This is a genomic window from Clostridium sp. BJN0013 (assembly GCF_040939125.1).
Classification (GTDB): domain Bacteria; phylum Bacillota; class Clostridia; order Clostridiales; family Clostridiaceae; genus Clostridium_B.
Genome location: NZ_CP162495.1, coordinates 3922639 through 3941307 on the forward strand (window position 1 = coordinate 3922639; position 18669 = coordinate 3941307).

The following is an 18669-nucleotide window of genomic DNA, read 5'->3' on the forward strand; positions in this document are numbered from 1 at the left end:
CATAGTATAAAAATATTGTCAATGATAAAATTCCAAAATTTATTAAAACTATAATTAAAACTATAAAAGAGGTACTTTTTTGACTAAAGCACCTCTTTTATAATATTTTATTAATTTTTACTTTAATTCTATCTCAGCACCAATTTCTTCAAATTTAGCTTTTACAGCTTCAGCATCTTCTTTACTTACAGCTTCTTTTAATGGTTTAGGTGCGCCATCAACTAGAGCCTTAGCTTCTTTCAATCCTAATCCTGTTACTTCTCTAACTGCTTTTATAACTTTTATTTTTTCTGAACCTGAAGCCTTAAGAACTACATCAAATTCTGTCTTTTCTTCCACTGTATCTCCACCACCAGCTACTGCACCGCCAGCTACTGCTACCGGAGCAGCAGCACTTACACCAAACTCTTCTTCACATGCTTTTACCAATTCATTTAACTCTAAAACACTCATTCCTTTTATGGCTTGAATAATTTCTTCTTTACTCATATTATAGACACCTCCAAAATTTTTCTAAAATTAAGCTTCCTCTGATTTTTGTTTTTCTTCAATTGCATTCAATAAGTATACGAAGTTTGACAATGGAGCTTTGAAACTTCCAAGCAATTTTCCAATAAGAACCTCTTTTGATGGTATAGTAGCAAGTTGCTTAACTTTATCTACATCAAATATTTCTCCCTGTACAACTCCACCTTTTAATTCCAATGCTTTATATTTTTTTGAGAAATCATTAAGAATTCTTGCTGGAGCAGTAGGTTCATCATATCCAAAAGCTATAGATACCGGCCCTACAAAAATATCCTCTAATTTATCAAAGCCTAATTCTTTTGCAGCTCTTATAGATAATGTATTTTTATAAACTTTATATTCTACACCTGATTCTCTTAACTCTTTCCTAAGACTAGTGTCTTCTTCTACAGTCAATCCTTGATACTTAGCAAATATTATACTCTCAGCTTTTTCCATCTTATCTTTAATCTCTTTAACTTTAGCTTCCTTTAACTCCCTATTTTTGCTCACTTTATATCCACCTCCTAACAGTATAAACTAAAATAAACTCCAAAAATGCATATAAAAATTAAAAGCCTCCCTATAGACACAGAGAGACCACCTTTACTTTATATTGGAATCCTGGATAGGTTGGTTTTACCGTTACGCATTTTGCACCTATTGTCTAAGGAAAATATACTTATTCAATTTTTAATATTATATATAAAATAACTATTTATGTCAATATTATTCCAAAACCTTAACTGAATTTATCTTTATACCAGGTCCCATAGTACTGGAAACTGCCACAGATTTCAAATATTGTCCTTTAGCAGCTGATGGTTTAGCTTTTATTATAGCTTCCATTAATACACGAAAATTATCTAAAAGTTTTTGTACTTCAAAGGATTTTTTTCCTATTGGTACATGAACTATAGATGTTTTGTCAACTCTGTACTCAACTTTACCAGCTTTAATTTCTTGAATTGCATTTGCAACATCAAAAGTAACTGTACCTGACTTTGGATTTGGCATTAATCCTTTAGGTCCCAATATTCTACCTAGTCTTCCTACAACTCCCATCATATCTGGAGTCGCTACTACTACATCAAAATCAAACCAGTTTTCCTTTTGAATCTTTTCAACATATTCTTCTGCTCCTACATAATCAGCTCCAGCATCCTCTGCCTCTTTAAGTTTATCCCCTTTAGCTAATACTAAAACTCTAACTTTTTTACCAGTCCCGTGAGGAAGAACTACGGCTCCTCTAACCTGTTGATCTGCATGCCTTGGATCTACTCCAAGTTTTATTGATAATTCTATAGTTTCATCAAAATTAGCTTTTGCTGTTTTTAATGCAAGTTCTATTGCTTCCAATGGTGTGTAAAGCGTTTTTCTATCAATAAGCTTAACACTTTCTTTATATTTTTTTCCCAATTTTAATTCCTCCCTTGTGGTAATAACGGCATTTCACCTTCCACTACACTTCAATTAATTATCCTTCTATAGTTATTCCCATACTTCTTGCAGTTCCTGCTATCATTTTCATAGCAGTTTCAATAGATGAAGCATTTAAATCTGCCATTTTAGTTTCAGCAATTTGTTTAACTTGTTCTTCAGTAACTTTAGCAACCTTAGTTTTATTTGGTACACCAGAACCACTTTCTATTCCTGCTGCCTTTTTAAGTAATACCGCTGCAGGTGGAGTTTTTAATACAAAACTAAATGATCTATCCTGATATACAGTAATTACTACTGGAATTATCAATCCCTCTTGTTTAACAGTTTTAGCATTAAATTCCTTACAAAAGCCCATAATATTTACTCCATGTTGCCCAAGGGCAGGACCTACTGGTGGAGCTGGAGTTGCCTTTCCTGCTGGAAGCTGAAGTTTTATCATTCCCACTACTTTTTTAGCCATAAATATACACCTCCTATAATGTGGTTACATAAAAACTCTATTTTCCGCCACTCATTTTTAAAATTTTAACTTTATAAATTATTCTATCTTTTCTATTTGATTAAAATCAAGCTCAACAGGAGTTTCCCTACCAAACATATTGACCAAAGCTTTAACTTTTCTTTTTTCAGTATTTATCTCTTGAATAACAGCTAAGAAGTTCTCTAGTGGTCCAGACCTTACCTTTACATTTTCTCCTACCAATATATCTACATTCACAAGTTTTTCATTAATACCCATATCTTTTACTTCTTCATCAGTAAGAGGCACAGGCTTAGATCCAGGCCCAACAAACCCTGTAACTCCCCTAGTATTTCTAACTACATACCAAGAATCATCAGTCATTATCATGTGCACTAAAACATATCCTGGAAATATTTTTTTTAATGTTATTTTCTTTTTTCCATCTTTAATTTCCACTTGTTCTTCCATAGGAACTTGAACATCATCTATACAATCATATAGTTCTCTGTTTTCTATAGTCTTTTCAAGATTCATCTTAACTTTATTTTCATAACCAGAATATGTATGAACTACGTACCACTTAGCTTTATCTGCCATAACTTTAGGGACAAAATCTTATCTTATCCCTTACCTCCTTATTCTTTCTTATTTTAAAATAGTCTTAACTAAAGAGTTCAATCCAAAGTCTATTATTGCAACAATGACCACATAAATAGCACAAAATGCAATAACCGCTATTGTTGCTTTCTTTACATCTTCTTTAGAGGCCCAAGTTATCCTTTTAAATTCCACTACTAATCCTTTAAAGAAATTAAAGAATCCCCCTTCAGGCGTAACTTGCCTATCAACTTTTTTGGCATTATCACGTGCAGACATTTCGTTCACATCCTCAAAATTTTTCACCTGTGCATCTTAATATTATTTAGTTTGTTTATGGACTGTATGTTTATTACAAAACGGACAATATTTTCTTATTTCTAATCTGTTAGGATTATTCTTTTTATTTTTTGTTGTATTATAGTTTCTCTGTTTACATTCTGTACATGCTAATATCACTTTTACTCTCATTAATTTCAACACCTCCCAAGTATATGTATAAGTTCATATATACTCTATGTTCAATTAAAAATCCACCTTTAAATTAATACATTACCTAAACAATTTATCACAACTTAGTTTTTATGTCAATGCTATTGAAATTATAAAAAATACCATTCTACACTTTCAAAAGGACTAGGTCTAGAAACCCAGTCCTTAACACACTTATTCAGATACTGTAGTAACAACACCCGAACCAACTGTTCTACCACCTTCTCTTATTGCAAATCTCAATCCTTCATGCATCGCAACAGGTGTTATAAGTTCTACATTCATATCTATATGATCCCCTGGCATTACCATTTCTACTCCCTCTGGTAATGATATTGACCCTGTTACATCTGTTGTTCTAAAATAAAACTGTGGTCTGTATCCATTGAAAAATGGTGTGTGTCTTCCACCTTCTTCTTTCTTCAATACATACACCTGCCCTACAAATTTCTTATGTGGCTTTACTGATCCCGGTTTTGATAATACCTGCCCTCTCTCTATTTCTTCTCTCTGTATCCCTCTTAATAATGCTCCTATGTTGTCTCCTGCCATAGCTTGATCCAGAAGCTTTCTAAACATTTCTACTCCTGTACATACTGTCTTTTTCTTCTCTTCTTTTAATCCTACTATCTCTACTTCGTCCCCTATCTTAAGCACTCCACTCTCTACTCTTCCTGTAGCTACTGTTCCTCTTCCTGTAATTGTGAATACATCTTCTATAGGCATTAAGAATGGCTTATCTATAGGTCTTTCTGGTGTTGGTATATAAGTATCTACTGCTTCCATTAATTCATATATACATTTAGTCGCTTCTGCATCATCTGGATTTTCAATTACCTTTAATGCACTTCCTACTATTATTGGAACATCATCTCCCGGGAATCCATATTCATTTAATAATTCCCTTACTTCCATTTCTACCAACTCTATTAATTCAGGGTCATCTACCTGATCTGATTTATTTAAAAATACTACTATATACTGTACTCCTACCCTGCTTGCCAGTAGTATATGTTCTCTTGTCTGTGGCATTGGACCATCTGCTGCACTTACTACAAGTATTGCTCCGTCCATCTGTGCTGCTCCTGTTATCATGTTCTTTACATAATCTGCATGTCCTGGACAGTCCACATGTGCATAATGTCTATTTTCTGTCTCATATTCTACATGTGCTGTATTTATTGTTATTCCCCTTTCTTTTTCTTCCGGTGCCTTATCTATTTCATCATACTTTGTAGCAGATGCTTTCCCTTCTTTTGCTAATACCATTGTTATTGCTGCTGTCAATGTAGTTTTACCATGGTCTACGTGTCCTATTGTTCCTATGTTTACATGTGGTTTTGTTCTCTCAAACTTTTCTTTTGACATTACTTCTTCCTCCTTGTTTGTTACACATTTTATTTAAGTAAACTCATCCTGGTGTGTTGTAAGAACTTCATAAAATTACTACCTAAATTGGAGCCCATGACCAGGATTGAACTGGTGACCTCCACCTTACCAAGGTGACGCTCTGCCTACTGAGCTACATGGGCAATTAATTGGAGCGGAAGACGGGACTTGAACCCGCGACAGCCAGCTTGGGAAGCTGGTGTTCTACCACTGAACTACTCCCGCCTGAAACCTTTGCTTTTAATACTAATAAATGCTACATACCGATTATCAATTTTAATACAAGTACATTTTTTTGTCAATATGTATTTTCTATTTATTAATTAAGCATTTTTCTAACTTCCTTTTAACCCTTTGCAAAGCGTTATCTATGGATTTGGCATGTCTATCCAAATCACAAGCAATTTCTTGATAAGATTTACCATCTAAATAAGACATAAGAACTTCCATTTCCAAACTGGACAGTACTTCACCTATTTCACTATGTATATGCTTTAATTCTTCTCTACTAATTATTAATTCTTCTGGATCGGCAACTTTAGCTTCTGATAAAACATCCAATAAGGTTCTGTCAGATTCTTCATCGTATATAGGTTTATTTAAAGAAACATACGTATTTAATGGAATATGCTTTTGTCTGGTAGCAGTTTTTATGGCTGTTATTATTTGACGTGTCACACAAAGTTCAGCAAAAGCTTTAAAGGATGATAATTTATCTGTTTTAAAATCCCTTATTGCTTTATAAAGCCCTATCATACCTTCTTGATAAATATCTTCCTTATCTGCTCCAATTAGGAAATACGATTTTGCTTTAGATTTAACAAAATTTTCATATTTATTTATCATGTATTCTTGAGCTCTTACATCTCCTTTTTTTGCTTGAATAACTACTTCCTCATCCAATTTTTCTTCAAAGGAGGAAATTTTCTTACCATTATAACTCATATCCACCAAGATATCCCCTCCAAAACAAATATAAAGAACATGATTTAATTATACATTAAAATTAAATTTACAGTCAATAGATTTTAACGACTTTTGCGAATTTTTTCAAGTTTTTCCAGCATATCCTTTGCTATTCTATCCTCTAAAGTATGTTTTTGTTTAGAGTATTTATTCTCAATTTTACTTTTTATTTTTGATTCTATTTGTTTAACTTCATGATAAAATTCAATAGAAGACATTCTTACAGCTCCTCTTTGAAATGTTATCTGTTGTTCTAAAGAATCAGAAGTTACCACAAATACTTCACTTCTACGTCCTATTCTATTAACCGTTTTCTCTATAAAAGAGTCTGCTGTTTCATTCTCCTTAGTAAATACTACTATAACATTTTCACTTATTTTTTTCTTCTTTTCTAAACTTCCTGCCACCTTATGAGCATCAAATACTATAAAAATACTATAACCTTTATAGGCCGCATAATTACTTAAAGTTTCTATAAGTTGTTGTCTTGCAGCTTCAAAACTATAATCTTTTATATCATTTAATTCAGGCCAACTATTTATTACATTATATCCATCTACAAAAATAATTCTCAATTTTTATCACTTTTTATTTTTTGCTTTAGTATTTCATACATTAATATGCCTGATGCCACAGAAACATTTAAAGAGGATATATTCCCTATCATGGGTATCTTTACTAATTTGTCACACTTTTGCTTAGTTAGCTTTGATATCCCTCTTCCTTCACTTCCTATAATTAAAGCTATAGAACTGTTAAAATCAACATCAAAACAATAGCTTTCTCCAGTCATGTCGGCCCCATATACCCATATATTCTGTTTTTTTAGTTTTTCTATTACGGTATTTAAATTTGTAACTTTGCATATTCTCATATAGTCTACTGCTCCAGCGGAGGATTTATACACTGTAGGAGTTATACCAACATTTTTCCTTTTAGGTATTATAATTCCATGAGCTCCACATACTTCAGCGGTTCTTATTATAGCTCCAAAATTATGAGGATCTTCTATTTCATCTAATATAATTATAAAAGGAGCTTCCCTTCTTTTTAAAGCATAATCCAATATATCTTCCAATTCACAATATTTATAAGGGGTTACATGTGCAATTATCCCCTGATGCACTCCTGTTTGAGAAATTTTATCTAATTTTCTTTTATCCACTTTTTTCACAACTACATGTTTTTCCTTAGCAATTGCAAATATTGTATTTATAGAACCCGACATATTTCCATCTGATATGAGAATCTGTTCTATAGTTACATTATTGGATTTTAAAGCTTCAATAACTGCATTTCTTCCTTCAATTAAATCTTCCCTAAATTTAGGTTTATTTTTTAAATTTTCTATTTTATTTTCGCACTCTACGATATTATGCTTATTTTTCATATCTATACCCTTTATACTTTAAATTTAATTATTTTTTATTTTAAAATTCACCCTTATTATTCAAAGTTATTATAAATTCAAATAAGTAATTTAATCTATCAAATTCACCAGTTAAATATAAAAATCCCACTAAAGTTTCAAATCCCGTTGCAAATCTATATTCCTGTATATCTGCATTTTTAGGAACTGTTCCAGATTTAGCATTTCTTCCTCTTTTAAAAAAATAAAGCTCCTCCTCAGATAATTGTTTTTCTAATCTCTTTATAATTTCACTTTGAGAATGAGCTTTTACAAACTTTATAGCTCTAACATGAAGATTATGCACAGACATATTTTGAAACTTATTTACTAAATAAGTTCTTACAAGTACATCATATACAGCATCTCCCACAAATGCAAGTGTAAGGGGATTTAATTGTCTAATATCTATTTTATCAAATTTTATTTTCAGCAAATTACTTTCCATTTAATTTCTCCTGATTCAAAAAATACAACTATCCTTATATCCTTTTCCATCTTACTCCACCTGAAGTATCTTCTAAAATTATTCCTTTATCTTTTAAGTCATCCCTTATTTTATCTGCCAATGCCCAATTTTTATTCTGTCTAGCTTTTTGTCTTTTTTCTATCAAAAGCTCAATTTCTGTCTCTATATTTCCCCTTTTGGATCTTTGAAGTATTCCAAGAGGAAATCCTAATTCTCTTATTAAATCAAGTGAATATTTAATCATATCCATAGATGAGTTTTCATCTATATTGGTGTTTACATCTCTTATTAAATCAAAAATTACCGATATGGCATCTGCAGTATTAAAATCATCATCCATCTTCTCTATATATCGTTGTTTGTACTTATTTAGATGTTCTTTATATTTTACTTCACTTTCCAATATTCCATTATCCTTAGCTTTACTTAAAAGCTCTTCTAAATTTGTAATTGAATTATAAATTCTATCTAATGCTGATTTAGTAGAATCTAAAAGTTCAATACTAAAATTTATAGGAGTCCTATAATGACCCGACAACATAAATAATCTTACAACATCTGGTTCATATTTATCTAAAATTTCTCTTGTAGTAAAGAAATTATTTAAAGACTTAGACATTTTTTGATTATTTACATTTACAAATGCAGAATGCATCCAATATCTAGCAAAAACCTTTCCAGTTCTGCCCTCACTTTGAGCTATTTCATTTTCATGATGAGGAAATTTCAAATCGGAGCCACCTGCATGTATGTCTATAGTTTCGCCTAATATGTTATAAGCCATGCAAGAACATTCTATATGCCATCCAGGCCTTCCCATTCCCCAGGGACTTTTCCATGAAGGTTCCCCTGCTTTTTTACTCTTCCAAACTGCAAAATCCATAGGATTTTTTTTTCTTTCATCTACATCTATTCTAACTCCTGACTGAAGCTGTTCAATATTTTGTCCTGAAAGCTTACCATAATTATTAAACTTCTTTGCATTAAAATATACATCTCCATCTACTTCATAGGCATAGCCTTTGTTTATTAAATCCTGTATAAATTCAATTATCTTTGATATATAAAGTGTAGCTCTAGGATTTACTGTAGCTCTCTTTATATTTAAAGCATCTGCATCTTTGTAGTATTCATTTATGAACCTATCTCCAAGCTGCTGTACAGTTATGTTTTCGTCATTTGCCTTCTTTATCATTTTATCATCTATATCCGTAAAATTTTGAACAAAATTCACCTTATAACCTTTATATTCAAAATATCGTCTTACAGTATCAAATACAACAAAAGTTCTGGCATTACCTATATGAAAAAAATTATACACTGTAGGACCACATACGTACATTTTTACTTCTCCTGAAGTCAACGGAATAAATTCTTCTTTTTCTCTAGTCATTGTATTAAAGATTCTCACTAAACTTTATACCTCCCTTAATCTTATCCTTATGCCATCTACTAATATCATATAATTAATGTGATAAAATGTTTAATTTTAATTCCTTAAATATTTTATCACATTATTGGAACTTATTTAAGTCCCATTCATATGCTACCCATTATTCTTTAATATAAACAAAACCTGCAGCTTATATTAAGTACATAAAACTGCAAGGTTCCATCTCAATTACTTATGCATTTTTAATATATTTTCTGCTATAAATAAATCTTCAGGTGTAGTTATTTTTATGTTATCGTAACTTCCTTCATATAGATAAACTTTATTCCCAAAATATTCTACCGCTGTAGTATCATCAGTAACTTGAATTCTATTGTTTATGAGTTTTTTATGACAATCATAAATCAAATCATACTTAAAACATTGGGGAGTTTGAGCCATAAATAATTCCTTCCTTTTCAATGTCTTATAAGTAAAACCTTCTTTGTTTTTAATCTTTATGGTATCTTTAGGCATAATTCCACAGGCACAGGCTCCATACATATTAGAATATTTTATCCCATCCTCAATTATCCTATCTGTAACAAAAGGTCTTACCCCATCATGAATTAAAACTACATCACAGTTCTCTAATACCTTTAATCCATTAAATACTGAATCTTGCCGTTCCTTTCCCCCGATAACTATTTTAATCACTTTATCTAAATTATACTTTTTAACTATCTCTTGTTTACAATATTCAATTTCATCTTCAGCACATACCAATACGATTCCATCTATTAGTGGATTTTTCGAAAATACACTAATAGAATAATACAGGATTGGCCTACCTTGAATATAAATAAATTGTTTATTTATTGGCATTTTCATTCTTTTTCCTTTACCTGCAGCTACAATTATAGCATAGTTACTTTTCATAAGATTATAACTCCTCTTTTTGTTTTGCGAATATCATTCTTCCCGCTGCAGTTTGTAGTACAGAAGTTACTACTACATCTTTTGTTTCTCCAATAGACCTCTTTCCTCCCTCTATAACTATCATGGTACCATCATCTAAATAAGCTATACCCTGTCCTGATTCTTTTCCATCTTTAATTATCTGAACATTCATTTCCTCTCCAGGAAGTACCACAGGCTTTACTGCATTAGCAAGTTCATTTATATTAAGTACTGGTACTCCTTGAAATTCTGCAACTTTATTTAAATTATAATCATTTGTTACTACCTTACCATTTAACACTTGAGAAAGTTTTAAAAGCTTGCTATCCACTTCAGCTATGTTAGGAAAATCTTTCTCATATATTTGTACATCAATATTCAATTCTTTCTGTATTTTATTTAATACATCTAATCCTCTTCTTCCTCTAGTCCTCTTTAATCCATCTGAAGAATCTGCTATATGTCTCAATTCTGCCAGTACAAAATCTGGAATTATTAATGGTCCTTCAACAAATCCAGTTTGACATATATCGAATATTCTACCATCTATTATCACAGAAGTATCCAGAACCTTAGGATATACCTTTTGTTTACACTCATCTTTAATCTTCTTATCTTTACTGCTTCCTTGAAATCTCCTATATCCAACATTAGATAGCAAGGACATAAGTTCTTCTCTCTTCCTTATGGCTATATTAGCACCTAAAGCAGCCATAAGTACAGCTACTACTACCGCCAACATAGCCCCTACAATGGGCACCTTTGCCAATAAATTGAGAAATACTACAGATATAAGAAGTCCTGTTAATGCCCCTACAACTCCTAATAATATTTCTGTTGCAGGAAGCTTTTGAATTCTTTTTTCAATATAATCCATAATTTTCATAATAATTGAATTAATCCAAGGTGATATTAAAAATAGTATAATTCCAAAAAATAAAGTTAATAAAATTAAAAATAAAATCTTTTTTACAGGATTATCACTCACATAAAATATTTGTGTAAAGTACTCAGAATTTATGACAATATCTCCTACCAAATATCCTAGTATTAAGCCTATTATTGTAAAAAGCCCCCTAAGTGTCTTTTTTAACAATAAATACACCTCCTTATATGTTAATTACATTTTTTTCATTTTATTTACTTAATATAATATATTAAGTAGATATTTTTTTCAATAAAACTGGTTTTATTTAATAAATTATTTACTTAAATACTTTATTTAATCAATACATCTGTATAAAAATACTAAAAATACAAACTAAAGGCAAATCTTAACTATTATATTTTATATACAATTCCCCCTATTAATAATAGCACTATTAGTTTATTATATATATAAAGTAAATTTTATAGATTTATAAATACATATCTATTGTTAGTAAAATATGGTATCATAGAACTTAGAAATAAGTTTATTTTACTAACAAACGCCTCTGACACTACAATTTAAATATTGTAGTTAATATGCTAAATCTATATAAGGAGTTGAACTGGATGAAAGATATAATATTTGATGACTTTCAAAATGCTGTAAATGAATCATTATTAAGACATAAGAGTATTTTAGATATAATTACTAAACTTCAAGAATCAAATGCTCGAATAAATAGGGCTATTGCAAAGTCTATTACTAATTGTGGATGCATAGAAGTTTGCGCTAAAAAACAACACATATCTGAAGATAACACTTTAAATATTGAATTTTTAAAAAATTGTTTAAATACACACATAAAAGGATCTCTGTGTGATAATTGTAGAGATGTGATACAAAATGAAATAGGAAATAATTTATTTTATCTTACTTCCTTATGTAATATACTTGACTTAAATCTATACGATATACTTTTAAAAGAATATGATAAAATAAATACTTTAGGAAAGTATTCCTTTAGATAATTTTTAGCACAAAATAATATTAAATATTATTTTGTGCTAAAATTTATTATCTATCATAATCTGTTCTCTAAGTCTTCTCAATCCATTTTTTATAGCTCTAGCTCTAGCTTCACCTATTCCTTCAACTCTATCAAGCTCTTCATAGGAAGCTTCCATAATGCCTTTCAATTCCTTAAAGTTTTTAACTAGATTATCTATTACAGCCGCTGGTATTCTAGGAATTTTACTTAACATTCGATATCCCCTTGGTGATATAAGTGTATCAACTAATGGTACTCCCAAATATCCCATAGCTCTGGAGATAAAATCAAGATTTAAAATATCATCAGAGCTTATTTCTTGAATTTGTTTATATATCTCGTCATAATCCATATCAGCTTGACAATAATCCCTTATCATCAATATCCCATCCCGCTCAACACTTTTAATAAGTTCATTTAATTGCATGGAAATTAGTCTTCCTTCATTCCCTAGTTCACATATGTATATTTCAATTTCAGCTACTATTTTCATTACCATTTCAGTCCTTTGAATAGCTGTCATTACATCAAATAATGTAACTATGTCTTGAAATTCAAGAATATTAAGATTATTGACAACTCTATCTAACACAGCTACATATTTTTCTAAGGTCTGAAGTGCTTGATTAGCTCTTCCTAACATAACACTGCTATCCCTTAAAACATATTTAATATGTCCCTTATATACCGTTATAACATTCCTCCTCTGAGAAATTGCAATAACTATAACTCCTGTTTGTTTGGCGACTCTATCTGCTGTCCTATGCCTTGTTCCAGTCTCAAAGGTTGGAATAGTTGGATCTGGAATAAGCTGGGTATTGGCATATAGTATTTTTTTTAAGTCACTGCTAAGTATTATAGCACCATCCATCTTTGCAAGCTCATATATGTAAGAGGGACTATACTCTGAGTTAATGGTAAATCCACCATCTACCACTTTTAGTATCTGTTCACTATCCCCAAGTACTATAAGTCCGCCAGTTTTAGCTCTTAATATATTTCTAAGCCCTTCTCTAAGTTGAGTTCCCGGTGCTAAAAGTTTTAATATACTTTTAAGTTCTTTTTCTTTTTCCAATCTCAAAATTATCACCCTAATCAAAAAACTTTATTTAAGGATTCCTGTAAAGAAGATACCCCTATAATATTTATTTTCCCATTGTTTATTTTTTCCTTGTTTCTACTAGGTATTAATATATTTTTAAATCCCATTTTTTCTGCTTCATTTACAATTCTATCACAAAAAGATACTGATCTAATTTCACCTGTAAGACCAATTTCTCCTACTGCCAAAAGATTATCCAATACTATTTCTTTAGATCTAGAACTGGATATGAGAGCTAGTGCTAATCCTAAATCCCCAAATGTACCTTCTAGTTTAAGTCCTCCTACTACATTAGCATAAACATCACAATTATAAAATGGAATTTTAATTTTTTTTTCCAATACTGCTAAAATTAAATTTAACCTAGATATATCCACTCCTACCGCTGTTCTTCTTGGAATAACTGCTCTAGTTTCACTAACTAAAGCCTGTATCTCAACCAATATAGGTCTTCTTCCTTCCATTATTCCAATAACTACAGAACCTTCTTTTTGAAAGTCTCTATCTCCTAAAAATGCTGTAGAAGGATTGGGTATTTCTCTAAGTCCATTTTCTATCATCTCAAATACACCAATTTCACTGGTAGTACCAAATCGGTTTTTTACAGTTCTAAGTATTCTAAATTCCTCCGTTCTCTCTCCTTCAAAAGACAATACTGTATCAACTATATGTTCCAGCACCCTAGGTCCTGCAAGTTCCCCCTGTTTTGTAATATGTGCCACTATAAAAAAAGATATATTGTTTGATTTTCCTATGCGCATAATACGATTAGAAGTTTCTCTGACTTGGGATACACTGCCTGGAGCAGAACTTATACACTCTTTAAACAAGGTTTGTATAGAGTCTATAACTACAAACGTAGGTTTGTTTTTTTCTATATAACCTTCTATTTTATCTAAATTAGTTTCAGAAACTACATAGAGATTATCTGATAAAGAATTAAGCCTATCACCTCTCATTTTTATCTGCTCTTCCGATTCTTCTCCAGAAACATATAATACCTTTTCATATTTATCTGCAATATTACTAGCTGCTTGTAGAAGCAATGTTGATTTACCAATACCAGGAGCCCCTGATATAAGTGTAATAGATCCTCTAACAATACCTCCCCCAAGAACTCTATTTAATTCCATTATACCAGTGTCCAGTCTTTCATACTCACTAGATTTTATACTATTAATACTTTTAGGCATACTTTCAAACCCCAAATTTGAAAAGCATGTTCCTTTAGTTGGTTTAATTTCTTCTATCATACTATTCCAGTTATTACAACTAGGACATTTTCCTAACCATTTTGGAGATTGATATCCACATTGTTGACATATAAAAATAGTTTTTTTCTTTACCATGTAATCATCCCCTCCTGTATAAGATATTATTATACAATATAATTATATAATTTTGTGAAGAATTATATAAATTTTTTAAAACTATTTAACTCTTCATAAAAATAAGCCTTATACTCTACATATTATAAAGTATAAAGCTTATCTATATTCAAAAAATTTTTTATCATTGAATCAGCTTTCAATTCACCTTATTAAAAGCTAATTCTTTTCCTTGAACAATTACTTCGACTTTATCACCTTTTTTAACATTACCCTTTAACATTTCTTCTGAAAGTCTGTCTTCTACGGTCTTAGTTATAGCTCTTCTAAGTGGTCTTGCTCCATAAGTTACATCAAATCCCTCTTTTGCTAATAATTCTTGTGCCTTCTCATTGAAATTAATATCTATTTCCTGCTCTTTAAGTCTCATAGAAACATCATTTAGCATGAGTTTCACTATTTGTTTCAAATCATCTTCTTGTAATTGGTGGAATACTATAATATCGTCAATTCTATTTAAAAATTCAGGTCTAAAAGAAGTTTTCAACTCTTCCATTATATTGTCTTTCATTTTATCATATTCATCTTGTTTTTCATTATCGCCTATAAATGTGAATCCCATAGATTTTTGCTTCCTAATAGTAGCTGCTCCTACATTAGATGTCATTATAATTATAGTATTTTTGAAATTTACAGTTTTTCCTTTTCCATCTGTTAATCTTCCATCCTCAAGTATTTGCAGCAGTATATTAAATACCTCAGGATGTGCTTTTTCTATTTCATCAAATAATACTACTGAATAAGGATTTCTTCTTACCTTTTCTGTGAGCTGTCCTCCCTCATCATATCCTACATATCCCGGTGGAGATCCTATAAGTTTAGATACGGTGTGTTTTTCCATATATTCAGACATGTCAATTCTTATAAGATTATTTTCATCACCAAACATAGCCTCTGCCAAAGCTTTAGATAATTCAGTTTTTCCAACTCCAGTAGGTCCTAAGAATATAAAGGATCCTATAGGTCTCTTAGGATCCTTTAGTCCAACCCTAGCTCTTCTTACTGCCCTTGCTATGGATTTAACCGCTTCATCCTGTCCTATTACTCTTTTATGAAGAATATCTTCTAATTTCAACAATCTCTGTAGTTCTTTTTCAGTTAATTTTTCTACAGGTATATTAGTCCACTGTGACACTACAGAAGCAATTTTTTCTTCTCCTACTAATAATGTAGATACTTCTTTTTTAGTCTTCCAGTTAGTTTTTAAACCTTCTAACTTATCTTTCAATTCTTTTTCTATATCTCTTAACTTAGCAGCCTTTTCAAAATCTTGTAATCTAATGGAATCTTCTTTTTCTTTGGTTGCTTTTTCCAATTCAACTTCTAAATTCTTCAAATCCGGTGGAGCAATTAAATTTTGTATTCTTACTTTAGCAGCTGCTTCATCAATAAGGTCAATAGCCTTATCCGGCAAATATCTATCTGTAATATATCTATCAGATAAATTTACTGCAGCCTCAATAGCTTCGTCCGTTATTTTCACCCTGTGATGGGCTTCATATTTATCTCTTAAACCTTTTAGTATCAAGACTGCTTCTTCTTTAGTGGGTTCTCCTACTAATATAGGTTGAAATCTTCTCTCAAGCGCAGCATCTTTTTCTATATATTTCCTATACTCATCTATAGTAGTTGCTCCTATACATTGTATTTCTCCTCTGGCTAAAGCTGGCTTCAATATATTAGAAGCATCTATAGCTCCTTCTGCAGCCCCAGCTCCTATTATGGTATGAATTTCATCTATAAATAATATTACATTTCCTGATTTTCTTATTTCTTCCATAACTTTTTTAAGTCTTTCTTCAAACTCTCCTCTGTATTTGGAACCTGCTATCATTGAAGAAAGATCCAGAGTAACTACTCTTTTTCCTTTTAAAAGTTCAGGTATATTGGCTGCCACTATTTTTTCCGCTAATCCTTCTGCTATAGCAGTCTTACCTACTCCTGGATCTCCTATAAGACAAGGATTGTTTTTAGTTCTTCTACTTAATATTTCTAAAACTCTTTGAGTTTCTTTTTCTCTGCCTATAACAGGATCCAATTTTCCTTCCCTGGCCATATCAGTTAAGTCTCTGCCAAATTGATCTAAGGTTGGGGTAGGCTCTCCATTTTCTTTTTTAGAATTATTTGAACCAACAGATTGTTCTCCTGAAAGAGAATCTATAAGCTGTTTTCTTAATTTATTAAAATCAGCACCTAGATTATTTAAAATGGTAAAGGCTACTCCTTCTGCTTCTCTAATCAACGCAAGCAGAATATGCTCTGGACTAATATAGTTGTGATTTAAATTTCTAGCTTCAAATAAGCTCAATTCCAAAAGTCTTTTTGTTCTTGGAGTAAGAGGTATTTCTTTATTGTATAAATCAATCTCTCCTCTGCCTTCATACTCTTCTATAAAGCTTCTTACTGTTTCTATAGTAATATTCATATTATTTAAAAAGTTCTTAGCCATTCCATCCTCTTTTAATACTCCTAAAAGTATATGCTCTGTCCCCACATAGCCATGTTGAAGTGCTTGTGCCTCTTCTTGAGCATAAATTAATACTTTTTGTGCTCTTTCCGTAAATCTTCCAAACATCATAATGTATTTCACTCTCCTTTTTAAGCTGTATTTACAGCTAATTTTTCTCTAACAAATTTAGCTCTATTAAAATCTCTATCTTTATTTGATAAGCTCTCTCCGTATATTTTCTGTATTGTAGCTGGCTGGGTTTCCACCAAGAGTTTATTTAAAGTCATACCATTTACATCTTTAATTATCCCCATCTCTACTCCCAATCTTACATCTGATAAAAGTTTTAAACATTCACTTGAGTTTAGAAGTACTGCAGACTTCAATATTCCAAATGCTCTATAAATTTTATCTTCTAACTCATATTTATATTTCTTCATAAGATTTTCCCTAGAAATTATTTCTTGATTTATTATTTGAAGAACTAAAGCTTTTAAATTACTTAATATCTCTTCTTCACTACGTCCTAAAGTTACCTGATTGGAAATCTGATATATATTCCCTATAGCTTTTGAACCTTCACCATATAATCCTCTAATGGTCATACCAACTTGAGCTAATGCATTTAACAATCCATTTATTTGATTATTTAAAGAAAGTGAAGGTAAATGAAGCATAACAGAAGCCCTAAGTCCTGTTCCTACATTAGTAGGACATGCTGTTAAATATCCTAGTTTTTCATCAAAAGCATATTCCAAATTTTCTTCTAACAGATCATCTATTTTTTCACTTACATCATATAATTCCTCTAAATTTAGGCCTCCTGTTATACATTGAATTCTGACATGATCTTCTTCATTTATCATAATACTTATGGTTTCTTTATCATCTAATATAAAAGCTGCTTTAGATGAATTATCTATCAAAGCTTTACTTATAAGATGTTTTTCTAAGTAAATATTTTTATCATTGTCATTTCTATCCCATAAATAATTACTTCTAAACTTTTCTTTGGTATTTGAAGATGTATAAAAAGCATTTTCTACATCTTTAATTATCTTTTTACTTTCTTCTATATTTAATTTATGTGAAAAAGGAATTTTAGCTAAATTTCTGGCTAATCTTATCCTACTACTTATTACCAAGCCATAATTATCACTTTCATAAGTAGTCATCCAATTATTCATAACTACTCCTCCTTCTTGCTGTCTTCATCTAAATAAATTTCTTTTTCAATCTCTTTTATTCTATCTCTTATAGTGGCAGCTTTTTCATATTCCTCTAAAGATACTGCTTTTTGAAGGTCTTCTTTTAATTTTAGAAGATTTTTTTTCTCTATAATATTTCTTCCCGTTTTTTTAGGAACTTTACCTGTATGATCTAAATTTGCCTGTACTCTTTTAATTATCGGTTCTAAAATATTACTAAAATTTTTATAACATTCACTACATCCTACAAGCCCTGTCTTTTTAAATTCACTATAGGATGTATTGCAATTCTTACAACGTATATCAAAAGTTTTGTACTGCTCATTATTTCCACTACTCATATAATCCATAATTCCACTTAAAATATTCTGAAATCCAAATGAAGAAACAAAGTCTATTGGGGGTACAAAACTTAATTCTCCCTTCTCCTTTGCACATTTTTCACACAGATTGATCTCTTGTTTATGTCCATTTATTATTTTTGTTACATGAACTGTAGCATCATTTTTTTTACATATATCACAAAGCATATCATCA

At 30.8% G+C, this 18669-nt stretch carries 21 protein-coding genes, 2 tRNA genes and 1 other annotated feature; of the genes, 1 reads left to right on the forward strand and 22 read right to left on the reverse strand.

The window, feature by feature from the left end:
• Window positions 1-117 precede the first annotated feature (117 nt).
• From rplL to AB3K27_RS20385, 17 genes are all read right to left on the reverse strand, one after another.
• Window positions 118-489 carry a 50S ribosomal protein L7/L12 gene (gene rplL, locus AB3K27_RS20305; protein ID WP_368489102.1) on the reverse strand — a complete coding sequence of 124 codons (372 nt, stop codon included), beginning with the start codon at window positions 487-489 and terminating at the stop codon, window positions 118-120.
• Window positions 490-519: 30 nt separating this feature from the next.
• Window positions 520-1020 (reverse strand): 50S ribosomal protein L10, encoded by a 501-nt coding sequence (gene rplJ / locus AB3K27_RS20310; RefSeq protein ID WP_368489103.1) that lies wholly within the window; start codon window positions 1018-1020, stop codon window positions 520-522.
• Between the two features lie 49 nt (window positions 1021-1069).
• Window positions 1070-1198, reverse strand: a sequence feature (ribosomal protein L10 leader region).
• 38 nt (window positions 1199-1236) lie between these two features.
• Window positions 1237-1926 (reverse strand): 50S ribosomal protein L1, encoded by a 690-nt coding sequence (gene rplA / locus AB3K27_RS20315; RefSeq protein ID WP_368489104.1) that lies wholly within the window; start codon window positions 1924-1926, stop codon window positions 1237-1239.
• A gap of 58 nt (window positions 1927-1984) precedes the next feature.
• Complete coding sequence (gene rplK / locus AB3K27_RS20320) at window positions 1985-2410, reverse strand: 50S ribosomal protein L11 (RefSeq protein ID WP_368489105.1); 426 nt, start codon at window positions 2408-2410, stop codon at window positions 1985-1987.
• A 78-nt stretch (window positions 2411-2488) separates the two neighbouring features.
• A complete protein-coding gene (gene nusG / locus AB3K27_RS20325) occupies window positions 2489-3010 on the reverse strand; it encodes a transcription termination/antitermination protein NusG (protein WP_368489106.1) in 522 nt (173 codons plus the stop codon).
• Between the two features lie 48 nt (window positions 3011-3058).
• Window positions 3059-3289: a preprotein translocase subunit SecE gene (gene secE / locus AB3K27_RS20330; protein ID WP_368489107.1), complete on the reverse strand. Its 231-nt coding sequence runs from the start codon at window positions 3287-3289 to the stop codon at window positions 3059-3061.
• A gap of 42 nt (window positions 3290-3331) precedes the next feature.
• Window positions 3332-3481: a 50S ribosomal protein L33 gene (gene rpmG, locus AB3K27_RS20335; protein ID WP_368489108.1), complete on the reverse strand. Its 150-nt coding sequence runs from the start codon at window positions 3479-3481 to the stop codon at window positions 3332-3334.
• 195 nt (window positions 3482-3676) lie between these two features.
• Window positions 3677-4870, reverse strand: coding sequence for an elongation factor Tu (gene tuf / locus AB3K27_RS20340; protein WP_368489096.1), 1194 nt, complete (start codon window positions 4868-4870; stop codon window positions 3677-3679).
• 88 nt (window positions 4871-4958) lie between these two features.
• A tRNA-Thr gene (locus AB3K27_RS20345) sits at window positions 4959-5034 on the reverse strand.
• Between the two features lie 7 nt (window positions 5035-5041).
• Window positions 5042-5116, reverse strand: a tRNA-Gly gene (locus AB3K27_RS20350).
• An 87-nt stretch (window positions 5117-5203) separates the two neighbouring features.
• The gene (gene sigH, locus AB3K27_RS20355) at window positions 5204-5836 is read right to left on the reverse strand and encodes an RNA polymerase sporulation sigma factor SigH (protein WP_368491299.1); all 633 of its coding nucleotides are present in this window, start codon (window positions 5834-5836) and stop codon (window positions 5204-5206) included.
• Window positions 5837-5919: 83 nt separating this feature from the next.
• Window positions 5920-6432 carry an NYN domain-containing protein gene (locus tag AB3K27_RS20360; RefSeq protein ID WP_368489109.1) on the reverse strand — a complete coding sequence of 171 codons (513 nt, stop codon included), beginning with the start codon at window positions 6430-6432 and terminating at the stop codon, window positions 5920-5922.
• Window positions 6429-7247, reverse strand: coding sequence for a 23S rRNA (guanosine(2251)-2'-O)-methyltransferase RlmB (gene rlmB / locus AB3K27_RS20365; RefSeq protein ID WP_368489110.1), 819 nt, complete (start codon window positions 7245-7247; stop codon window positions 6429-6431). The genes AB3K27_RS20360 and rlmB overlap by 4 nt, the downstream gene beginning before the upstream one ends.
• A 40-nt stretch (window positions 7248-7287) precedes the next feature.
• A complete protein-coding gene (locus AB3K27_RS20370; RefSeq protein WP_368489111.1) occupies window positions 7288-7713 on the reverse strand; it encodes a Mini-ribonuclease 3 in 426 nt (141 codons plus the stop codon).
• A gap of 34 nt (window positions 7714-7747) precedes the next feature.
• Window positions 7748-9145: a cysteine--tRNA ligase gene (gene cysS / locus AB3K27_RS20375; protein ID WP_368489112.1), complete on the reverse strand. Its 1398-nt coding sequence runs from the start codon at window positions 9143-9145 to the stop codon at window positions 7748-7750.
• A gap of 210 nt (window positions 9146-9355) precedes the next feature.
• Window positions 9356-10045 carry a 2-C-methyl-D-erythritol 4-phosphate cytidylyltransferase gene (gene ispD / locus AB3K27_RS20380; RefSeq protein ID WP_368489113.1) on the reverse strand — a complete coding sequence of 230 codons (690 nt, stop codon included), beginning with the start codon at window positions 10043-10045 and terminating at the stop codon, window positions 9356-9358.
• 4 nt (window positions 10046-10049) lie between these two features.
• On the reverse strand, window positions 10050-11162 hold the full coding sequence (locus tag AB3K27_RS20385) for a PIN/TRAM domain-containing protein (protein ID WP_368489114.1): 1113 nt from the start codon (window positions 11160-11162) through the stop codon (window positions 10050-10052).
• Between the two features lie 401 nt (window positions 11163-11563).
• On the opposite strand from AB3K27_RS20385, the gene AB3K27_RS20390 reads away from it, so the two are divergent.
• Complete coding sequence (locus AB3K27_RS20390; protein ID WP_368489115.1) at window positions 11564-11965, forward strand: DUF1573 domain-containing protein; 402 nt, start codon at window positions 11564-11566, stop codon at window positions 11963-11965.
• Window positions 11966-12001: 36 nt separating this feature from the next.
• Here the strand turns inward: AB3K27_RS20390 and disA are convergent, their stop codons facing one another.
• From disA to AB3K27_RS20415, 5 genes are all read right to left on the reverse strand, one after another.
• Window positions 12002-13066, reverse strand: a complete 1065-nt coding sequence (disA, locus tag AB3K27_RS20395; protein ID WP_368489116.1) for a DNA integrity scanning diadenylate cyclase DisA — start codon at window positions 13064-13066, stop codon at window positions 12002-12004.
• A 14-nt stretch (window positions 13067-13080) separates the two neighbouring features.
• Complete coding sequence (gene radA, locus AB3K27_RS20400; protein ID WP_368489117.1) at window positions 13081-14436, reverse strand: DNA repair protein RadA; 1356 nt, start codon at window positions 14434-14436, stop codon at window positions 13081-13083.
• 178 nt (window positions 14437-14614) lie between these two features.
• Complete coding sequence (locus AB3K27_RS20405) at window positions 14615-17053, reverse strand: ATP-dependent Clp protease ATP-binding subunit (RefSeq protein ID WP_368489118.1); 2439 nt, start codon at window positions 17051-17053, stop codon at window positions 14615-14617.
• Window positions 17054-17073: 20 nt separating this feature from the next.
• Window positions 17074-18111, reverse strand: a complete 1038-nt coding sequence (locus AB3K27_RS20410; protein WP_368489119.1) for a protein arginine kinase — start codon at window positions 18109-18111, stop codon at window positions 17074-17076.
• A gap of 2 nt (window positions 18112-18113) precedes the next feature.
• A complete protein-coding gene (locus AB3K27_RS20415) occupies window positions 18114-18662 on the reverse strand; it encodes a UvrB/UvrC motif-containing protein (protein ID WP_368489120.1) in 549 nt (182 codons plus the stop codon).
• Between the last annotated feature and the right edge of the window lie 7 nt (window positions 18663-18669).